We start from the raw sequence: 18,494 nt of genomic DNA on the forward strand, positions 1-18,494 counted from the left end.
GGATACCGTCACGCCGCCGGTGCTGCGAGTCCGGCGGCCAGGTCCGCCGCGGATCGAGCGGGCAGGGCGCACACGCGGTCGTGGCAGACGTACGCAGCCGGGTCGAGGGCGTCCCGTGCCTCGAACAGTTCGAACCCCGCAGCCGCCCAATCCGCAGCCTGCGTCGGGGTCACACGAGCGATGACCGTGCCGGGTCGGCGCGCGGCGCGGACGGCGTCGCGGAGCGGGTCGTGCGGGTCCGACGTCACGACCACGACCTCGCGCGAGGGTCGTTGCAGGCCGAGTGCGACACCGAGGGCGTCGGCGTGCCCGAGCGGTCGCTCGGTACCCGTCGTCGCGCGGTCGGCCACCAACCGCGCCGCCGCTGTCCGGTACGCGGAGTCCCCGGTCAACGCCGCGAGGCCGGCTGCCGCTGCGGCCAGCGCCACCGTGCCGGAGCGCATCGCGGTCTGCGGCTGTTCCCCGGTCGCCGTGCCCGCTCCGGCGAGCACGGCGTCGACGTCGAACCGGTTCGCCAGGCCGTCGTCGACCAGGGAACGAGCTGTCACGGCGTAGGTGACCTCGCCGGTCACCAGGGCGAGCTCGAGCAGACCCTCGGCCAGCAGTCCGACGTCCTCGATGGTCGCCGGTGCTGCTGACGCGCCGCGAGGCGTGCTCGAGCGGACCACGACGTGCCCGTCACGCACGTGCGACCGCAGCAGCGCATCGGCCGCATCCCGGGCGATGCCGATCATCTCGGGGTCGTCGTGGCGGTCACCGGCGATCGCGAGTCCGCGGATCGCCAGGCCGTTCCAGCCGGTCAGGACCTGGTCGTCGAGTGGTGGCGGCTCGAGGAGCGCGCGCTCCGACAGCGGCCGTCGGTACCACTCGCCCTCCACCCGCTGGCCGTCGATCGTGGACTCGCTGTCCTGCGCGGCGACGAACGCCCCGTCGTCCTGCCGCAGGGTGTCGCGCAGGAAGTCCGCGATGCCGCGCGCCTGTTCGGCACCGGCGACCGCGAGGAGTCCGGCGTTGTCGTAGAGCATCCGCTCGTAGTGCGGCACGCTCCAGTCGCGCTTGGTGGCGTACCGGAAGACACCGCCGTCGGCATCGGTCAACTCGGAGGCCCGGATCGCGTGGAGCGACCGGTCCAGCAGGCCGTCGGCCTCGGCATCGCCGTCGCGTGCTGCGTCGGCGAGGAACTCCAGCAGCGGCGTGCTCGGGAACTTCGGAGCACCGCCGAAACCCCCGTAGGTGGTGTCCTCTGCCTGCGACAGCTGACCGGTGACGGCCCGGATGCTGTCGGCGGACGGGAGGCGCGGGTCGGCTCCGTCAGCACCCTCGGCCGCGCGGGCGGTCGCGTCCGCCTCGGCCCCCTGCCGGATCGCCGTCGCGATGGCCGCGGCGTTCGCGTCGACCTCGTGCCGCCGCTCGGTCCACGCATCGAGCACCGCCGCCAGGATCTGCCGGAACGCGGGCACCTGACCGACGGGGGTCGGCGGGAAGTAGGTGCCGGCGAAGAACACGTGGCCCTCGGGCGTCAGGAACGTCGTCAGGGGCCACCCGAGCTGCTGGGTGAACGCGCTCGCGGCGGCCATCAGGCTGGCGTCGACGTCGGGACGTTCTTCGCGGTCGACCTTGACGGCGACGAAGTCCTGGCGGAGCAGTGAACCGATGTCCGGATCGGCGAAGCTCTCACGCGCCATGACGTGGCACCAGTGGCACGTGGCGTAGCCGACCGACACCAGGACCGGGACGCCGCGCTCACGTGCCTCGGCGAAGGCTTCGGGGCCCCACTCGCGCCAGTCCACGGGGTTGTCGGCGTGCAGCCGGAGGTACGGGCTGACCGAGGTGCCGAGTCGGTTGTCGTTCATGGCTCCAGCGTGCCCCGTGGCGACTGAGCGGGCCAGCGGCGGACGCGATCTGTGGACGGATCGCGGAGTCCACAGGCCGCAGCGGGATGGTCAGCGGGGGAGCCACCCCGTCAACGCGGCGAGGCGCTGCGCGACCTGGGCGGGGGTGAGATCGTCGGTGTCCACCCGGGTGACCGTGTCCCCGGAAGCCGAGTCGAGCCTCCCGGCCGTCCGCGTGCTGTGCGCGAGCTGCGCCTGCGGGACGTCGCCACCTGCCCGTCGGGCCAGCCGCTCGGCGGTGGGACCGTCTGCCGCGCGCAGCAGGACCGTCGTGACCACGGGATCGTCGCCCATGGCGGCCGCCAGACGCTCGTGTTCCAGCACGGAAACGGTGTTCGTGTAGACCAACCGGCGGTGGCCGAGCTCGCGGTAGGACGTCCACAGGGCTGCGAGGTTCCGTTCGGCGAGCCGTGCCTCGGGGTGCTCGACGTGCGGCGCCGGGTGCGCCAGATCGAGCAGGTCGCCCTCGATCACCGCGTGGCGCACGTCCGCGGCGACGAGCAGGTCGTGCAGCGCCTCGGCAGCGGTGGACTTGCCGACACCGGACCGCCCGCCGATGAACAGGACCTCGCAGCGGGGCGTGCTCGGCACCGTCACCCGAGGCCCAGCGACAGGAGCGCGAGGGCAGCGTCCTCGGGGCCGTAGTCGAACATGCGGTCCCAGAACGGGTCGTCGGCCCACGGCACGTCGCCGTCCGCCGGTGTGGACTGCGCCGTCTCCACCAACCAGTCGAGCTCGGGCAGGACCGCGGTCGCGAAGGTCGTCGGCTGCCACCCGAGCGCGCGTGCCGCCGTCGTGTCGAGGACGAACGGTGACGGCGACGACCACGGGGTCGTGCCGACGAAGGCAGGGGCGTCCGCGTCGAGCAGGACCTCGTCGAACCGGTGGTCGAGGTGCCCAGCAATCGTCCGCACGATCTCGAGCGCGGTCGGCGCGGTCTCGTCGGCGACGTTGAGGATGCGCCGGTCCGGAGCGTCCGCGACCAGTCGGACGAGCGAGCCGATGCCGCTCGCCGCCGTCGTGTGGTCCACACCGCGGCCGTGGTCGGCGAGCAGGATCCGTTCGCGGCCGTCGAGGACCCGGCGGACCACGAACCACTCGCGTGGACGGCCGATGCCGACGCCGTACACCTTCGAGGGGCGCAGCACCGTGACCGGGGCGCCGTGGTCGAGCAGCACCTGCTCGGACGCCACCTTCGCCGCGCCGTAGCCGTCACGGCTGGTCGGGTCGCCGTCGCCCGCCGTGACGGTCGGCTGGATCTCGGTGACCGCGGCGCCGAAGACCGGCTTGTCCGTCGAGTTCGCGTGCCGACCCTGCTCGTCGACGTAGACCGCACGCGAGGAGACGAAGACGCTGGAACCGACGTCGTCGAGGAACGGCAGGAGCTGCGTCGCGTCGTCGCGGGTCAGCCCCACGGTGTCGACGAGCAGGTCCGCGCCGGGGCGGAGGAGGTCGCGCAGGGTGCTCGTGTCGCGGCGGTCACCCGCGGTGAAGGTCGCGCCGCGGGCGGTGAGGGAATCGGCTGCCGGGCCACCGCGGCGCGCCACGACGTCGACCTGCCAGTCGTCGCCGCCCCGCCCGGAGGCGTCGAGGAGCTCACGCGCGACGGCCGAACCGATCCCGCCGGTACCGCCGAGGATGACCGCGCGTCTGGAGCTCATGCGCCAACGCTAGCCGGGACGCGCGTCGTCGTCAGGACGCCAGGGCCTGGGGCTCGTGCCGCCACCAGTCCAACAGCGAGCCGTCGTACACGGTGACCTTGTCGTGGCCGAGCACGGTCAGCGCCAGGGCATCGACGCACGCGGCGCTACCGACCCCGCAGTACGTCACGATCTCGTCCTCGCCGACGACCGCGGCGAACGCCTCGGCGAGCTTCGGCCCGCGCAGGTACGCGTTGGTGTCCGGGTCGACCAGGGTGTCCACGGTGATCGGGGTGCTCCCCGGGATGATCGGCGGGTGGTCGTCGCCGAGGGCCGCTGCGGGCGCCGCGAACACCAGTGCCGCGGGCTGTTCGCCCGTCACTGCTCGGCGGACACGGGCGTGGTCGGCCCAGAGCGGGCGTTCTTCACCGGCGAGGAAGGCGCTGTCGTCGTCGGGCGCCTTCGCCGGCGATGGTGCCTGGCGCAGGGCACCGACGCGGACCGGTCGGCCCTCGTCGCGCCACTTCGTGAACCCGCCGTCGAGGACCGCGACGGAGTCGAAGCCGAACGACCGGAAGATCCACCACAGCCGCGCCGACCACTCGCCGACGCTGTCGTCGTAGACCACGACCGTCGAGGTGTTCGTGACGCCGAGGTCGCCAGCAGCTGCCTCGAACCGTTCGGCACTCGGGCGGGTGAAGGGCACCTCGGCGCCCGGCGTGGAGAACGCGTCGACGAGGTCGGCGAAGCGGGCGCCGGGGACGTGCCCGCGCTGCTCGTAGGAGTCGACCGCGGAGTGCCACATCGTCTCGAGGCCGGTCCCCACCGTGTGCACGGAGGCGTCGAGGACGACGAGCTCGTCACCACCGAGGTGGTCGGCGAGCCACTGCGTCGACACGAGCGGCGAGGTCAGGACGGGGGCCATGCCGCACACGATAATGCGGACCACTGACGGGTGACAGGGAAACCGACACACGGAGCAACCGGGGCGCGTGTGGTGGCTGGTGCGTGCGCATGTTCCGACGATCCACGAGTTGTTCGACCGGTGGTTCGTCGCAACATGCACACGCAATGACTGCGGGTGCATGTTCCGACGATCCACGCGTTGAACGACTCGTGGAACGTCGCAAAACCCGCGCGACCCGGCACACGCCCCCGCCCGCAACCGCCCCCGCCCGCGCCCCCGCCCCGCCCGCACCCCGGCCCGCACCCACACGCACGAACGGCCCGCCCCGGCAGAACCAGGACGGGCCGTTCGGACGAGCTGACGCGTCAGTGTGCGGCGGCGGGGATGCTCCCGGTCGTCGTGGACGCGGCGTGGGCGAGCCGGTCGAGCCGCACCGACTGCCGGTTGATGAGCAGGCCACCCGCGAGGGCGACGAGCACGAGCACACCGGCCGAGATGCCGAACGCCACGTGGTAGCCGTCGAGCGTGGCCTGCGCCTGCTGCAGCTTCGTGGGCGCCGCCGACAGCCCGGTCAGGCTGTTCTTCACGACGTCGGCGAAGATCGTCGACAGCAGCGCCGTGCCGATCGAGCCACCGATCTGCTGCATGGTGTTGACCGTCGCCGAGGCCACACCGGCGTCGGCGCGGGCCACCCCGGTGGTCGCGGTGTTCATCGCGGACGAGAAGATCGTGCCCATGCCGAGCCCGATGACGATCAGCGCCGGCAGGACGGTGCCCGCGTAGGAGCTGTCCAGGTCGGTGCGCAGCAGCAGGAGCAGGCCGATCGCGGCGACGAGGCCACCGGCGAAGATCAGGATCTTCGGGCCGATGCGGGGCAGCAGTCGCCCACCGATCTGCGTCGCCGAGATCATGATCGACAGCGGCATCGGCAGGAAGGCCAGACCGGTCTGCAGCGAGCTGAACCCGAGGGTCTGCTCGAGGTAGTAGGTCAGGAACAGGAAGATGCCGAACATGCCGATCGCCACCAGGCCGATCGCGATGAACGACCCACCGCGGTCACGGTCGAGCACGACCCGCAGGGGCAGCAGCGGGTGCGCCACACGGGTCTCGATGAACACGAACGCGGCGATCAGGACGACGCCACCGGCGAGCATCGCGATGGTGACGGGGGAGTCCCAGCCGTTGGTCTCGGCGTTCGAGAACCCGTAGACGACACCGACCAGACCGGCGGTGATGGTGATGACGCCGGCGACGTCGATGCGCGGGCGATCGACCTTCGGCGGCTTCTCCATGAAGACGAGCGCGCCGATCACGCCGAGCACGGCGAAGACGACGTTGACGTAGAGGCACCAGCGCCACGACGCGTACTCGGTGAGCACGCCGCCCAGGAGCAGGCCGATGGCCGCACCGGAACCGGCGATCGAGCCGAAGATGCCGAACGCACGACCGCGCTCCTTCGGGTCGCGGAACGTGGTGGTCAGCATGCCGAGCGCGGACGGTGCGAGCAGGGCGCCGAAGACACCCTGCAGGGCGCGGGCCGCGACGAGCAGGCCGAACGAGTCGGCGAGGCCGCCGAGCACGGACGCGACCGCGAAGCCGACCAGGCCGATGATGAAGGTGTTCTTGCGGCCGAACAGGTCGCCGAGGCGCCCGCCGAGCAGCAGGAGCGAGCCGAACGCCAGCGAGTACGCGGTGACGATCCACTGGCGCTGGTCGGTGCCGAACCCCAGGTCGGCCTGGGCCGAGGGGAGCGCGATGTTCACGATGGTGGCGTCGAGCACGACCATCAGCTGGGCGAGGGCGATGACCGCCAGGGCGATCCAGCGGTGGTTGCTCTTGGCGGGGGTAGTGCCAGAAGTCGTGGGTGCTGCCCCGGTGGGGGTCGGCACGGTGTGTTCTGCCGTCACGGCAGCCTCCTTCGAGAAGGTTGGAGGGGGAGCACGAAGCGCGCACCGTCGGGCGTTTCGAAGAGGAGAGGTGTCAAACGGATGCACGGCATCCGTTTGTCGACAGTGTAGACCGAAACGGAAGGTCCGCATCCACTTATTCCCAGAAAGTTCAACTAGGTTCGGCATCGTGAGCACCACCGAGTCCGCGCCCGACCTCGAGCGCCCGCTGCGCGCCGATGCGGCACGCAACCGCGAGCTGATCCTGCAGACCGCTCGCAAGTGCTTCGCGGAGCGCGGGCTGTCGGTCACCCTGAACGACATCGCGCACGAAGCGGGGGTCGGTGTCGGCACCGTGTACCGACGCTTCGCCGACAAGGACTCCTTGATCGAGGCGCTGCTCGCCACCAAGTTCGAGGCGATGAACGACGCAGCGGCCCGCGCCGCCGACGTCGTCGACCCGCGCGAGGCCCTGCGGGTCTACCTGACCGGGGTGTTCGAGTTCCGCGCCCGCGACCGTGCGCTCGCCGACGCCATCGTGCGTGCGGGCAAGGCGCGTCCGTCGATCGTGCAGGAGCGTGACCGGTTGGAACGCCAGGTCTCCGCGATCATCGGGCGGGCCGAGACTGCCGGGGTGGTCCGCCCCGGCTTCGACTACCGCGACCTCCCGATGCTCACCGCCATGGTGGGTGCCGTCGCGGACGCCACCCGCGAGCACGACCCGAACGCCTGGCGCCGGTACGCCGAACTCCTCATCGAGGGCGTCCTGCCGCAGACCCGGACCGCGCCGAGCATGGTCGGCGACCCGCTCGACCGCGAGTCGATCGAGCGCGCGCTGCACGCGCAGTCCTGACGCGTCCCCGCGGACCGCGCGCGGCTCGGGTGCCAACCGACCCCGGACGGGAGGCCCGTGGCGGGCCCGACCCGTGCCTCCTGTCCGGCGGTCTGGTCGCGACCAGTGCGCCGGGCCGGTCGCGACCAGCGCGCCGGGCCGGTGGCGAACAGCGCGCCGGGCCGACACCCGACGCGCGCTACAGCCAGCTCGGCAGCCAGTAGTGCGACCGGATGAAGTCCCACGGCACCTGGATCGCGGTCCACATCGGGTACCAGTACGCCGACGCGAGCACCACCACGACCAGGTACACGCCGACCCAGACGATCGCCCGGGTCCGTCGGGGCCGCGGATCGGTCCGTGACCCGAGCACCAACCCGATCGCCGCCGCCAGCGCCATCACCATGAAGGGCTCGAAGGCGATCGTGTAGAACTGGAAGACCGTCCGGTTGACGTACATCAGCCACGGCAGGTAGCCCGCGGCGACGCCGAGCAGGACGAAGCCGTACTGCCACTGTCGGCGCAGGATCCAGAGCACGAGCAGCGCCACGGTCGCGATGACCGCCGCGTACCAGATGAACGGGTTCGCAACGCCGGTGATCGCCTCGCCGCAGCGGCTCGCCGAGCAGCCGTCCTGGCCGGCATCGGTGCCGACGTAGAACATCGACGTGGGCCGCTGCATCACGAGCCAGAGCAGCGGGTTCGCCTGGTACGAGTGCGGCGTGTGCAGCCCGATGTTGAAGTTGTAGATCTCCGACTGGTAGTGCCACCAGTTCTGCAGACTGTCCGGCACCCACCGGAGCAATCCGGTCCAGCGTTCGCCGCCGGAGGCCAGCCAGTTGCGGTCCCAGCCGTCCTTCGACACGAACCAGCCGGTCCACGACGCGACGTAGGTGACGGCGGCGATCGGCACGGTGAGCAGGAACGACACGGGGGCCTGCTGCAGCAGCGCGCTCGACGACCAGAACTCGACCCCGGCACGGCGGCGCATCATCATGTCGCTCAGCACGGAGTACACGGCGAAGAACGCCAGGAAGTACATCCCCGACCACTTCGTCGCGGTGGCCAACCCCATCGTCAGCCCCATCGCGAACAGCCACGGACGCCACCAGAGCACGGGCCCCCACAGGGTGTCCCGGCCGGCGGCGACGCGCTCGGCGACCCAGTCGTCGAGCCGCCGCTGACTCCGGCGCCGGTCGAGCAGGAGCGCCCCGAACCCGAGCACGACGAAGAACGTCAGGATCCCGTCGAGCAGCGTGACGCGGGACATCACGATGGCCTGGCCGTCGATCGCGAGCAGGCCGCCGGCGAGCGTGCCGACCAGGGTGGAGCGGAACAGCGACCGGGCGATCACCGCGGTGAGGAACACCGTCGCGATGCCGAGCACGGCGACCGCGAACCGCCAGCCGAACGAGTTGTCCGCCCCGAACAGGAGCATGCCGAGCCCGATCAGGTACTTGCCGAGCGGCGGGTGCGCGATGAACTCCGCGGCGCTGGTGAAGACGTCCGTCTCACCACTCGAGAACCGGTCGTCGGTCGTCGGGGCGGAGTCGCTGCTCGGGTTCGCCGGCCAGGTGCCCTCGTAGCCGAGGTGGACGATCGACCAGCCGTCCTTGACGTAGTAGGTCTCGTCGAAGACCAGCGAGTGCGGGTTCCCCAGGTTCGCCAGGCGCAGCACGGCGGCGAGCAGCGTCACCGCGATCGGTCCGGCCCAGCGCCACACCGCGACGCGCTGGGCGGTGGAGAGCACCCGCCCCCACCAGTCGTCGAGGCGCGAGCCGACCGGCCCGTCGGGCACGGCCGTGCGGTCGTCGGTCAGCTCGCTGGTCATCGCTGAGCATCCTACGGATCGACCGCATGTCCGCGCTGCGTCGGTGCTGCGACGACAACATGTCCGCGCTGCGTCGGTGCTGCGACGACAATGGGTGGCGTGATCGTCCTCGCAGCAACCCCCATCGGCAACCTCGGGGACGCCTCGCGCCGTCTCGTCGAGACCCTCTCCAACGCCACGGTGGTCGCGGCGGAGGACACCAGGACCGCCATCCACCTCATGCGCGCCCTCGGCATCGAGAACCGTCCGCGGCTCATCGCCCTGCACGAGCACAACGAGCGGGCGAAGGCGTCCGAGGTCGTCGAGCTCGCCCGTGACGAGGACGTCGTGGTCCTCACCGATGCCGGCATGCCGGCGATCAGCGACCCCGGCTTCCCGCTCGTCGAGGCAGCGGCCGCCGCAGGCGTCACGGTCACGGCACTGCCCGGCCCGTCGGCGGTGCTCATGGCGCTCGCCGTCTCCGGACTGCCGACGGACCGCTTCACGTTCGAGGGGTTCCCGACGCGCAAGGGCGGGGAGCGGCGTCGTGCGTTCCAGGCGCTCGCGGGGGAGCAGCGCACGATGGTCTTCTTCGAGTCGCCGCACCGGTTGGCCGAGACGCTCGCCGACATGGCCGTCGGGTTCGGGGGCGACCGTCGTGCCGCCGTCTGCCGCGAGCTCACGAAGCTGTACGAAGAGGTCCGTCGTGGGCCGCTCGACGAGCTCGTCACGTGGGCGTCAGAGGGCGTCCGGGGCGAGATCTGCATCGTCGTCGCCGGTGCCGCCGAGGCCACCGAGGAGGCAACGCTCGACGACGGGGTCCGCCTCGTGCTCGAGCGGGTGGCCGCCGGCATGCGCATGAAGGAGGCCGCAGCGGCGGTCGCGGACGCGACCGGCCTGTCGAAGCGGGACCTGTACGAAGGGGCGCTCGCGGCGCGCTGAGCGGGGCTCGTCACGTTCGCGTCGGCCGGTCTGGAGGCGCGGGGCGGGCCCGCTACGGGCCTCCCGGATCCGGTTTTCCACAGTCCACCGCCGCGCGCGTCATCCGGGTTCCGCGCGCCCGTAGGATGGTCCGCATGTCCGCCGGGTCCTCGTTCAGCATCACCACGCCGATCTTCTACGTGAACGACGTGCCCCACATCGGGCACGCCTACACCGAGGTCGCCGCGGACGTCCTCGCGCGCTGGCACCGGCAGCGGGGTGACGACACCTGGCTGCTCACCGGCACCGACGAGCACGGGCAGAAGATCCTGCGCACCGCCTCGGCGAACGAGGTCACGCCCCAGGAGTGGGCCGACCGACTCGTGACCGAGGCGTGGAAGCCACTGCTCGACACCGTCGACGTCGCCAACGACGACTTCATCCGCACCACCGACGAGCGCCACGAGCGCGGTGTGACGGCGTTCCTGCAGAAGCTCTACGACGACGGCTTCATCTACGCCGGCGAGTTCGAGGGCTTCTACTGCGTGGGCTGCGAGGAGTACAAGCAGCCGAGCGACCTGGTCCCCGGCACCGGTGCGTACGAGGGGCAGCAGGTCTGTGCCATCCACTCGATCCCGGTCGAGGTGCTGTCCGAGCGCAACTACTTCTTCCGCATGTCGGACTTCGAGCAGCGCCTGCTCGACCTGTACGAGTCGAACCCGCTGTTCATCCAGCCGGAGAGCGTCCGCAACGAGATCATCTCGTTCGTGAAGCAGGGCCTCCGCGACCTGTCGATCTCGCGGTCCAGCTTCGACTGGGGCATCAAGATCCCGTGGGACAGCGACCACGTCCTGTACGTGTGGTTCGACGCCCTGCTCAACTACGTCACGGCGCTGGGCTACGGCACCGAGGACGACGAGGCCTTCAAGCGCCTGTGGCCGAGCGTGCACATCGTCGGCAAGGACATCGCCCGCTTCCACGCGGTCATCTGGCCGGCGATGCTCATGGCTGCCGGCCTGCCCGTCCCCGAGCGCGTCTTCGGTCACGGCTGGTTGCTCGTCGGCGGCGAGAAGATGTCCAAGTCGAAGCTGACCGGCATCGCGCCGTCGGAGATCACCGACACCTTCGGCTCCGACGCCTTCCGCTACTACTTCCTCCGCGCCATCACCTTCGGGCAGGACGGCAACTTCAGCTGGGAGGACATCTCGGCGCGGTACCAGGCCGAGCTCGCGAACGGCTTCGGCAACCTGGCCTCGCGCCTGGTCGCGATGCTGCAGAAGTACTTCGACGGCGCAGTGCCGGCGCGCGGCTCGCTGACCGAGTCGGACCAGGCGATCGATGCCCTGGCGGTCTCGGTCACCGAGCGTGCCGACGCCGCCATCGCCGCGTTCGCCCCGCACGAGGCGATCGCTGCCGTCTGGGAGCTCGTCGATGCCCTGAACGGGTACATCACCGAGCAGCAGCCGTGGGCCCTGGCGAAGGACGACGCGAACCGCGAGCGGCTCGGCACCGTCCTGACCACCGCGCTCCGTGGGCTCGGCACCGTCGCGGTCCTGCTCTCCCCGGTGATGCCGAAGGCCACCGAGAAGCTGTGGGCGTCGATCGGTGCCGGCGGCTCGATCGCCGAGCAGCGAGTCGATCGTGCCTTCGAGTGGCAGGGTGCTTCGCACGTCGTGGCGCTCGAGAGCGGGCTGTTCCCGCGCATCGAGCAGGCGGAGCAGGGCGCCGCGTGACCGACGCCCACCTCCGCTCCCGTGGCGACGGGGACGGCTCCAAGCGCGACCTGACCTACCCGCCCCTGCCCGAGGCGCTCGTGGTCCCGGTCTACGACAACCACACGCACATGGAGATCGCCGACGGTGGCGACGGGGCGCTCGACTACCGCGAGCACCTCGGCCGTGCCTCGAGCGTCGGCGTCCGCGGTGTCGTGCAGGTCGGCACCGACCTCGCCACTTCGCAGTGGTCCGCGTCGATCGCCACCCGTGAACCCCGCGTGCTCGCAGCGGTCGCACTGCACCCGAACGAGGCGCCGTCGCTGCAGGAGCAGGGGCTGCTCGACGAGCACCTCGCCGGGATCGAGGCGCTGGCAGCGTTGCCCCGCGTCCGGGCGATCGGTGAGACCGGGCTCGACTTCTTCCGCACCGGTGAGGACGGGCGCGACGCCCAGATCCGTTCGTTCGAAGAGCACATCCGCATCGCGAAGGAGCACGGCCTCGCGCTGACCATCCACGACCGCGACGCGCACGACGCCGTGGTCGAGGTGCTCGACCGCGTCGGGGCTCCGGAGCGCACCGTGTTCCACTGCTTCTCCGGCGGACCCGACCTGGCTCGGCTCTGTGCCGAGCGCGGTTGGTACATGTCGTTCGCCGGAACCGTGACGTTCAAGAACGCGGCACTCCTCCGCGAAGCCCTCGTCGTCGCGCCGCGGCACCTGATCATGGTCGAGACGGACGCGCCGTTCCTGACCCCGACGCCGTACCGCGGCCGGCCGAACGCCCCGTACCTGATCCCGATCACCCTGCGGTCGATGGCGGAGACCCTCGGCACCGATGCCTCGATGCTCGCCGCGCAGATCGCGTCGAACACCGAGCTCGTCTACGGTGCGTGGGACGCCGAGCCCGTGACGGTGGACGAGTAGTGGGCGCGCTGCTCGGCCCGGCCGAGATCCGGGAGCTCGCCGCCGAACTCGACGTGACCCCGACGAAGAAGCTCGGGCAGAACTTCGTGCACGACGCCAACACCGTCCGGCGCATCGTGTCGGTCGCCGGCGTGAAGCCGTCGTCCCGAGTGCTCGAGATCGGGCCGGGCCTCGGCTCCCTGACGCTCGGGCTCACCGAGACCGGCGCCCACGTCACCGCCGTCGAGATCGACAAGCGGCTCGCGGCGCGGTTGCCGTCGACGGTGAGCGCGATGCAGCCGGAGGCCTCGTTGACGGTCGTGCAGCAGGACGCGATGACCGTCGCCGCATCGGACCTCGACACCGAACCGACCCACCTCGTCGCGAACCTGCCCTACAACATCTCGGTGCCCGTGCTGCTGCACCTGCTCGCGACCTTCCCGTCGATCGAGCGGTCGCTCGTGATGGTGCAGGCCGAGGTCGGGTACCGCCTCGCGGCGGGCCCGGGCAGCAAGGTCTACGGGTCGCCGAGCGTCAAGGCCGCCTGGTACGGCTCGTGGAGCACGGCCGGGCTCGTCAGCCGACAGGTGTTCTGGCCTGTCCCGAACGTCGACAGTGTGCTCGTGGCGTTCGACCGGCACGACCCCCCGGGGGACGAGCGGCTGCGGTCGCGGGTCTTCACCCTGGTCGATGCGGCGTTCCAGCAGCGTCGGAAGATGCTGCGGCAGAGCCTGTCCGGTGTGCTCGGCGGCAGTGCCCACGCCTCCGAGGTCCTGACGGCGGCGGGCATCGACCCGACAGCGCGGGGCGAGGCGATCGGCGTCGACGACTTCGTGCGGCTCGGTCGGACGGTCCTCGCGGCTGCGGAGTAGCTCGTCTCCCGCCTCGGATCGGCGAAATACGGAATGTTTGGTACCGTCCGTTCGGTGCTCCTACGGTTGATCACATCGACCAAGGAGACACCATGCAGCCGACCGAACCACGCCGACCGAACCGCCGCGGCCTGACCGAGGAACAGCTCACAGCGGGACGTCGTCGCGCCCTGCTCAGCGCGGACCCCGGTCGGCAGCGGGGGCCGAGGATCTCCACCGAAGCCGAACGGCAAGCGCTGTTCGCTCGGACGCCGCGACCTGAAGGCACGTTCGAAGAACGCCGCGAGCGCCGACGGCGCGCGATCGAGTCGATCGATCCGGACTGCCGGGCTGAACCCATCGCGCGCATCCGCCAGGTGGGCTGACCGTGTTCGAGCGGCTCGGATCCGATGAGTTCGACGAGCATCGGGTACTGGAGTTCGACGGATGCACCAGCAGGCCGGATGCTGTCCTCGTTGAGACGAGTTTCATCGAATGCGTGCTGCACCGTGCGGAGCCGCAGCATGGCGGGGCGTCAGCGTTCTGGGACCACCTCGACCTGGCCGACACGCGGATCCTGTACAGCGCGTTCACCGAGTTCGAACTGTTCGAATCGGCCCACCACAGGGGACTGCAGGCCGCACGTCGCCATGTGGCTGCATGGCGAGACCTGCTGCGGTCGACGCAACTGCACTGGGTCGGGATCGATGACGTCAGCGACGGAGTCCCGGGGCTGATCGAGGAGTTCGGCCTGACTGCCTCGGGTGCTGTGCACGTCGCCACGGCTTTCCATTGGGAAGTCGACGGCTTCGTGACGGTCGATCCTGCGTTCGGGGTCGTCGACAAGGAGCGCCTCCCGCTGATCATCGACGCCGAGGGTGCTCAGCTGGCGCGTCGCCTGCGGGCAGGTTCCCAGCGCTGATCCGCGAGGGCGGTGTCCTCCGGCCTACGATGGCGGCATGACCGACGGAACGGTTCGCTCGCACGCGCAGGGGATGGCGCCGGACCGCGTCCTCGCGGCGACGGGCAAGTCACCGGACGAGTGGCACGCGCTGATCGACACGGCGGACGGAGCCACCATCGGGCACGCTGCGATCGCGTCGTGGATCGTGGATCAGGGCGTCGAGCCGTGGTGGGCGCAGGGCATCACCATCGGGTACGAGCAGGCTCGTGGGCTCCGCGTCCCCGGGCAGCGCTCGGACGGCACCTTCGCGGTGTCGGCCTCACGGCAGGTCCCCGGTGAGCGCGAGGCGGTGCTCGATCGGATCGTGCCGGTGTTCGCGACCGCACTCGGGTCCACGCCGACGTCCGAGCGCCGCGGCGGCAAGCGCCCGTCAGCCCGGTGAACCTTCCCCGACCGCGAATCCGTGCTGCTGAACACCGAGGACGGTCCCAAGCCCGACACGGTCCGCATCTCGGTGCAGCGGGAACGGCTCACCGGCCCCGAGCGGATGCCCGACGCCAAGGCCGAACTGCAGCAACTGCTCGCCGGACTCTGAGCCCGCGAACGGGGGAGCGCGCGCAGGACCCGCGGACCCCTACGATCGGCGGGTGCGTCGCATCACCCTTTCCCAGTGGCTCGCGATCGTCGCCGTGCTCGGCGGGCTCGTCATCGAGTTCTTCGCCGTACCCGCTGTCGTGCGGGACCCGGCGAACGACGCGGCGTGGGCGGGTGCGGTCCTCGGGGTCGCATTTCCGGTGTTCGGTGTCGCGGTCTCGGCGTTCCGAGACGATCCGAGCGACGTCGATGACGACTTCCGGCCGCCGATGCGCCTCGACCGGCTGGGCCGGGTGGCCGAGGGGGCACTGGCCGTGACGGCGTTCACCGCCGCCTGGGCGGTGACACGGCTGCACCACAAGCCCCTCGACTCGGCGTTGTACAGCGCGGTGATCGCCTCGGCGCTTCCGCTCGCGAGCCGTGCCCTCGATCGGCTCGCCCGTCGCCGTGGTGAGCAGGCCGACGGCGCTGACGACTGACGCGCTCCTCGCACCGTGCGAGGCACACCACGCGTGGTGCGAGGTTCCGTGGTCGGTGCGAGCCGAAGTGCCTCGCACGGAACGCGGAACCTCGCACCGTTCGAGGCGTCGCCGCGCGTCAGTGCGCGCGCGACGCCATCGCCTCGAAGATCTGCTGGTGCGTGCCGTCGCGCTCGGCGAACCGGAGCGGCAGCACGTTCTGCACCAGGATCTCGGGCGATGCCCCCGACTCCAGCAGCGAGAGGACCTCGTCGGCGAAGGCGTTCAGCGGCATGCCACCGAAGTCCGCTCCGCCCATCAGGTCGGTCGACACTGCCGGGGGAGCGAGTTCGAGCACCGACACCGGGGTGCCGAGCAGCTGCTGACGGAGCGACTGCGTGTACGAGTGGATGCCGGCCTTGGTGGCGTTGTACGTCGGCGTCGCGGTGAGCGGGACGAACGCGAGGCCGGACGAGACCGTGACGATGGTCGAGGCGGGCTGCGCCAGCAGGTGCGGCAGGAACGCGTCGATGAGGCGGATCGTGCCGACCAGGTTGGTCTGGATGATCTCGAGCGCGTCGTGGATGTGGTCGGGGGAGCGCAGGTCCTCGTTGCGCATGATCCCCGACATGGTGACGAGGGCGTCGAGCGACGGGTACGCCTCGAGGACGGAGGCGGCGGCCTTCTCGATGGATGCGGCGTCGCTCACGTCGATCTGCACGGTGCCGAAGCCGTGCTCAGCGGCGAGCGAGTCGAGGAGCGACTGGCGACGCCCGCCGATGACGACGGTGCTGCCCGCGGCCTGCAGGCGCTGGGCGAGGGCGAGGCCGATGCCGGAGGTCGCGCCGGGGATGAAGACGGTGGAGTTCGTGATGTCCATGTCCACCACCATGCGCCTCCGTCGGCAACCCATCCAGACCTCGGTCATCGGGGGATCGGCGATCCCTGGCACGGCGGCGGGAACCCGACGACAATCGGGACCATGGACCGCGCTGCACTCGCCGACTTCCTCCGCCGTCGCCGCGAACTGCTGCGCCCCGAGGACGTCGGCCTCGGTCAGGGACCACGACGCCGGACGCCTGGTCTCCGGCGCGAAGAAGTCGCTGCGCTCGCGGGCATGTCGGTCGACTACTACACACGGCTGGAGCAGCAGCGCGGACCGCAGCCGTCGGAGCAGATGATCGCCGCGATCGCCCGGGCGCTCCGCTGCAGCCTCGACGAACGCGACCACCTGTTCCACCTGGCCGGACAGAACGCGCCGACCCGGTTGCACCGCGCCGACCACGTCGACCCCGCGATCCTGCGGGTGCTCGACCGGCTCGAGGACACCCCCGCGATCGTGGTCAGCCACCTGGGGGAGACGCTGGTCGAGAACCGGCTCGCGGCGGCGCTGCTCGGGTCGTCCGTCAGCCTGCCCGGCAACGAGCGCTACCAGGCGTGGCGGTGGTTCGTGACCGGCGACGAGCTCGCGAAGTACGCGCCGGAGCAACACGAGCGACTGGCCCGGGTCGTGGTGGCGTCGCTGCGGGCGGCGGCGGGGCTGGCCGGACCGGGGGACCGTCGGGCCACCGAGCTGATCGCCGAGCTCGAGACCCGCAGCCCCGAGTTCCGCGAGCTCTGGGCACTGCACGAGGTGACGAGTCGCTGGTCCGACAACAAGACGATCGTGCAGCCGCAGCTCGGCCGGATCACCGTCGACTGCCAGGTCCTGCACACCGACGACCAAGCCCAGGCGCTGCTGCTCTTCACCGCACCCCCAGGGTCCGAGGACGCGCAGAAGCTCGAGCTCCTCGGCGTCGTCGGTCAGCAGACGTTCGCGGGCTGACGCGGCGCACGGTGCGCGTCCGTCCGGCTCGTGCGAGGTTGGTCGAGCCCGCACGGTGCGAGGCCGATGATCCCGTGCACCGTTGACCGCTCGGTGCCGCGCTTCATCCCGCCACCGAGCGATCAACCTCGCACCGGCCGGACAAGCGCGCACCGTGCGACCCGGACCCCCCGGCTCCTCCCCCCCCCCCCGGGCGCTCCACGCGAAGCAACCGCGCGTCACACACTTGGCCGCGTGCGGTATACCGTGCCTAGGGTGGGCGGGTGAGCACTCCCCGCGTGTACGTCATCCACGAGAACCCCGAGTGGTTCCCGCCGCTCGCCGCAGCCTTCGAGGCCGAGGGCGTCCCGGTGCAGGAGATCCTGCTGACCGAGGGACAGATCGACCTCGGTGCCGAGCCGGAGCCCGGTGTGTACTGGTCCCGCATGTCGGCGTCGAGCCACACCCGCGGCCACGAGCACAGCAAGGAGTACACCCGCGCGGTCCTCGGCTGGCTCGAACGAGCGGGTCGCCAGGTTGTCGGCGGCAGCCACGTGCTCGAGCTCGAGGTCTCCAAGGTGGCCCAGCACGGGCTGCTGCAGCACGCCGGGTTCGACGTGCCCCGCACCACCGCCGTGTTCGGCACGACGACGCTCAAGCAGGCGGCACGGGACTTCACGAACGGCCAGGACGTCCCGTTCATCACGAAGCACAACCAGGGCGGCAAGGGCCTGGGCGTCCGCCGGTTCGACTCGCTCGCCGAGTTCGACGCCTACGTCGACTCGCCGGAGTTCGAGGCGCCGGTCGACGGCATCACGCTGCTGCAGGAGTTCCTGACGGCCCGTGAGCCCTTCATCACCCGCGTCGAGTTCGTCGGCGGCGAGTTCGTGTACGCCGTCCGCGTCGACACGAGCGCCGGCAGCTTCGAGCTGTGCCCGGCCGACGCGTGCGAGGTCCCCCAGGTCATCGCCGGAGCGGTCTGCGACGTGCCCGGAACCGAGACCGCCGGAGCACCGCCGGCGTTCAGCGTCCGGACCGAGGTCACGGCCGAGCACCCGCTCGTCCAGCAGCTCCGCACGTTCCTCGCCGACCAGCGCGTCACGATCGCGGGCGTCGAGTTCATGGAGACCACGGACGGCCGCACGGTCGTCTACGACATCAACACGAACACGAACTACAACCCAGCCGTCGAGGAGTCCGCGCCGGCCTCCGGCCCGCGCTCCATCGCGCGCTACCTCGGTGGCCTGCTGGAGACGCAGTACGCGGCGCAACTCACGGCCTGAGCACGCAAGAACCACCGGACTGGAGGCCCGTGGCGGGCCCCGCCACGGGCCTCCCGTCCGTTCCGCGCCCCTTCCCGGGCACTCCCCACCTCCCC

At 71.1% G+C, this 18,494-nt stretch carries 19 protein-coding genes; 12 read left to right on the forward strand and 7 right to left on the reverse strand.

Annotated features, from left to right (window positions below; all coding sequences use genetic code 11):
* Positions 1–8: 8 nt before the first annotated feature.
* From EDF53_RS00825 to EDF53_RS00845, 5 genes are all read right to left on the reverse strand, one after another.
* Positions 9–1,853: a thioredoxin domain-containing protein gene (locus tag EDF53_RS00825; protein ID WP_123291810.1), complete on the reverse strand. Its 1,845-nt coding sequence runs from the start codon at positions 1,851–1,853 to the stop codon at positions 9–11.
* Positions 1,854–1,943: 90 nt separating this feature from the next.
* The gene (locus EDF53_RS00830) at positions 1,944–2,483 is read right to left on the reverse strand and encodes an ATPase (RefSeq protein WP_123292294.1); all 540 of its coding nucleotides are present in this window, start codon (positions 2,481–2,483) and stop codon (positions 1,944–1,946) included.
* 2 nt (positions 2,484–2,485) lie between these two features.
* Positions 2,486–3,553, reverse strand: a complete 1,068-nt coding sequence (locus tag EDF53_RS00835) for an NAD(P)-dependent oxidoreductase (RefSeq protein ID WP_123291811.1) — start codon at positions 3,551–3,553, stop codon at positions 2,486–2,488.
* 31 nt (positions 3,554–3,584) lie between these two features.
* Positions 3,585–4,457, reverse strand: a complete 873-nt coding sequence (locus EDF53_RS00840; protein WP_185020888.1) for a sulfurtransferase — start codon at positions 4,455–4,457, stop codon at positions 3,585–3,587.
* A gap of 347 nt (positions 4,458–4,804) precedes the next feature.
* On the reverse strand, positions 4,805–6,346 hold the full coding sequence (locus EDF53_RS00845; RefSeq protein WP_123291813.1) for an MFS transporter: 1,542 nt from the start codon (positions 6,344–6,346) through the stop codon (positions 4,805–4,807).
* A gap of 169 nt (positions 6,347–6,515) precedes the next feature.
* Here EDF53_RS00845 and EDF53_RS00850 point away from each other — a divergent pair, with 169 nt between their 5' ends.
* Positions 6,516–7,178: a TetR/AcrR family transcriptional regulator gene (locus EDF53_RS00850; RefSeq protein ID WP_165901439.1), complete on the forward strand. Its 663-nt coding sequence runs from the start codon at positions 6,516–6,518 to the stop codon at positions 7,176–7,178.
* Positions 7,179–7,356: 178 nt separating this feature from the next.
* On the opposite strand, the gene EDF53_RS00855 is transcribed toward EDF53_RS00850, so the two are convergent.
* Entirely contained in the window at positions 7,357–8,988 is a 1,632-nt protein-coding gene (locus EDF53_RS00855) for a dolichyl-phosphate-mannose--protein mannosyltransferase (RefSeq protein ID WP_123291815.1), read from the reverse strand.
* 99 nt (positions 8,989–9,087) lie between these two features.
* On the opposite strand from EDF53_RS00855, the gene rsmI reads away from it, so the two are divergent.
* The 9 genes from rsmI to EDF53_RS00895 all read left to right on the forward strand — a co-directional run bounded on the left by rsmI (position 9,088) and on the right by EDF53_RS00895 (position 15,333).
* Complete coding sequence (gene rsmI / locus EDF53_RS00860; protein WP_123292295.1) at positions 9,088–9,909, forward strand: 16S rRNA (cytidine(1402)-2'-O)-methyltransferase; 822 nt, start codon at positions 9,088–9,090, stop codon at positions 9,907–9,909.
* Between the two features lie 134 nt (positions 9,910–10,043).
* Complete coding sequence (gene metG, locus EDF53_RS00865) at positions 10,044–11,621, forward strand: methionine--tRNA ligase (protein ID WP_123291816.1); 1,578 nt, start codon at positions 10,044–10,046, stop codon at positions 11,619–11,621.
* On the forward strand, positions 11,618–12,526 hold the full coding sequence (locus tag EDF53_RS00870) for a TatD family hydrolase (RefSeq protein ID WP_123291817.1): 909 nt from the start codon (positions 11,618–11,620) through the stop codon (positions 12,524–12,526). Before metG ends, EDF53_RS00870 begins: the two co-directional genes overlap by 4 nt.
* Entirely contained in the window at positions 12,526–13,377 is an 852-nt protein-coding gene (rsmA, locus tag EDF53_RS00875; RefSeq protein WP_123291818.1) for a 16S rRNA (adenine(1518)-N(6)/adenine(1519)-N(6))-dimethyltransferase RsmA, read from the forward strand. Before EDF53_RS00870 ends, rsmA begins: the two co-directional genes overlap by 1 nt.
* A 92-nt stretch (positions 13,378–13,469) precedes the next feature.
* Positions 13,470–13,742 carry a hypothetical protein gene (locus tag EDF53_RS00880; protein WP_123291819.1) on the forward strand — a complete coding sequence of 91 codons (273 nt, stop codon included), beginning with the start codon at positions 13,470–13,472 and terminating at the stop codon, positions 13,740–13,742.
* A gap of 2 nt (positions 13,743–13,744) precedes the next feature.
* Positions 13,745–14,278: a type II toxin-antitoxin system VapC family toxin gene (locus tag EDF53_RS00885; protein WP_123291820.1), complete on the forward strand. Its 534-nt coding sequence runs from the start codon at positions 13,745–13,747 to the stop codon at positions 14,276–14,278.
* A gap of 37 nt (positions 14,279–14,315) precedes the next feature.
* On the forward strand, positions 14,316–14,702 hold the full coding sequence (locus tag EDF53_RS00890; RefSeq protein WP_123291821.1) for a hypothetical protein: 387 nt from the start codon (positions 14,316–14,318) through the stop codon (positions 14,700–14,702).
* 21 nt (positions 14,703–14,723) lie between these two features.
* The gene (locus EDF53_RS19565; RefSeq protein ID WP_260215149.1) at positions 14,724–14,855 is read left to right on the forward strand and encodes a hypothetical protein; all 132 of its coding nucleotides are present in this window, start codon (positions 14,724–14,726) and stop codon (positions 14,853–14,855) included.
* Positions 14,856–14,907: 52 nt separating this feature from the next.
* A complete protein-coding gene (locus tag EDF53_RS00895; RefSeq protein ID WP_123291822.1) occupies positions 14,908–15,333 on the forward strand; it encodes a hypothetical protein in 426 nt (141 codons plus the stop codon).
* Positions 15,334–15,451: 118 nt separating this feature from the next.
* Here EDF53_RS00895 and EDF53_RS00900 read toward each other — a convergent pair whose 3' ends face one another.
* Entirely contained in the window at positions 15,452–16,192 is a 741-nt protein-coding gene (locus EDF53_RS00900) for an SDR family oxidoreductase (protein ID WP_123292296.1), read from the reverse strand.
* Between the two features lie 102 nt (positions 16,193–16,294).
* On the opposite strand from EDF53_RS00900, the gene EDF53_RS00905 reads away from it, so the two are divergent.
* Entirely contained in the window at positions 16,295–17,137 is an 843-nt protein-coding gene (locus EDF53_RS00905) for a helix-turn-helix transcriptional regulator (RefSeq protein WP_123291823.1), read from the forward strand.
* Between the two features lie 263 nt (positions 17,138–17,400).
* Positions 17,401–18,399: a RimK family alpha-L-glutamate ligase gene (locus EDF53_RS00910; protein ID WP_123291824.1), complete on the forward strand. Its 999-nt coding sequence runs from the start codon at positions 17,401–17,403 to the stop codon at positions 18,397–18,399.
* Positions 18,400–18,494 lie beyond the last annotated feature (95 nt).

It is taken from the genome of Curtobacterium sp. PhB78 (genome assembly GCF_003751685.1).
GTDB lineage: Bacteria > Actinomycetota > Actinomycetes > Actinomycetales > Microbacteriaceae > Curtobacterium.

Coding starts and splice junctions, on each gene's coding strand:
- EDF53_RS00825 (WP_123291810.1), bottom strand. CDS start 1,853: ATGAACGACAACCGACTCGGCACCTCGGTCAGCCCGTACCTCCGGCTG.
- EDF53_RS00835 (WP_123291811.1), bottom strand. CDS start 3,553: ATGAGCTCCAGACGCGCGGTCATCCTCGGCGGTACCGGCGGGATCGGT.
- EDF53_RS00840 (WP_185020888.1), bottom strand. CDS start 4,457: ATGGCCCCCGTCCTGACCTCGCCGCTCGTGTCGACGCAGTGGCTCGCC.
- EDF53_RS00855 (WP_123291815.1), bottom strand. CDS start 8,988: ATGACCAGCGAGCTGACCGACGACCGCACGGCCGTGCCCGACGGGCCG.
- metG (WP_123291816.1), top strand. CDS start 10,044: ATGTCCGCCGGGTCCTCGTTCAGCATCACCACGCCGATCTTCTACGTG.
- EDF53_RS00880 (WP_123291819.1), top strand. CDS start 13,470: ATGCAGCCGACCGAACCACGCCGACCGAACCGCCGCGGCCTGACCGAG.
- EDF53_RS00890 (WP_123291821.1), top strand. CDS start 14,316: ATGACCGACGGAACGGTTCGCTCGCACGCGCAGGGGATGGCGCCGGAC.
- EDF53_RS00900 (WP_123292296.1), bottom strand. CDS start 16,192: ATGGACATCACGAACTCCACCGTCTTCATCCCCGGCGCGACCTCCGGC.
- EDF53_RS00905 (WP_123291823.1), top strand. CDS start 16,295: ATGGACCGCGCTGCACTCGCCGACTTCCTCCGCCGTCGCCGCGAACTG.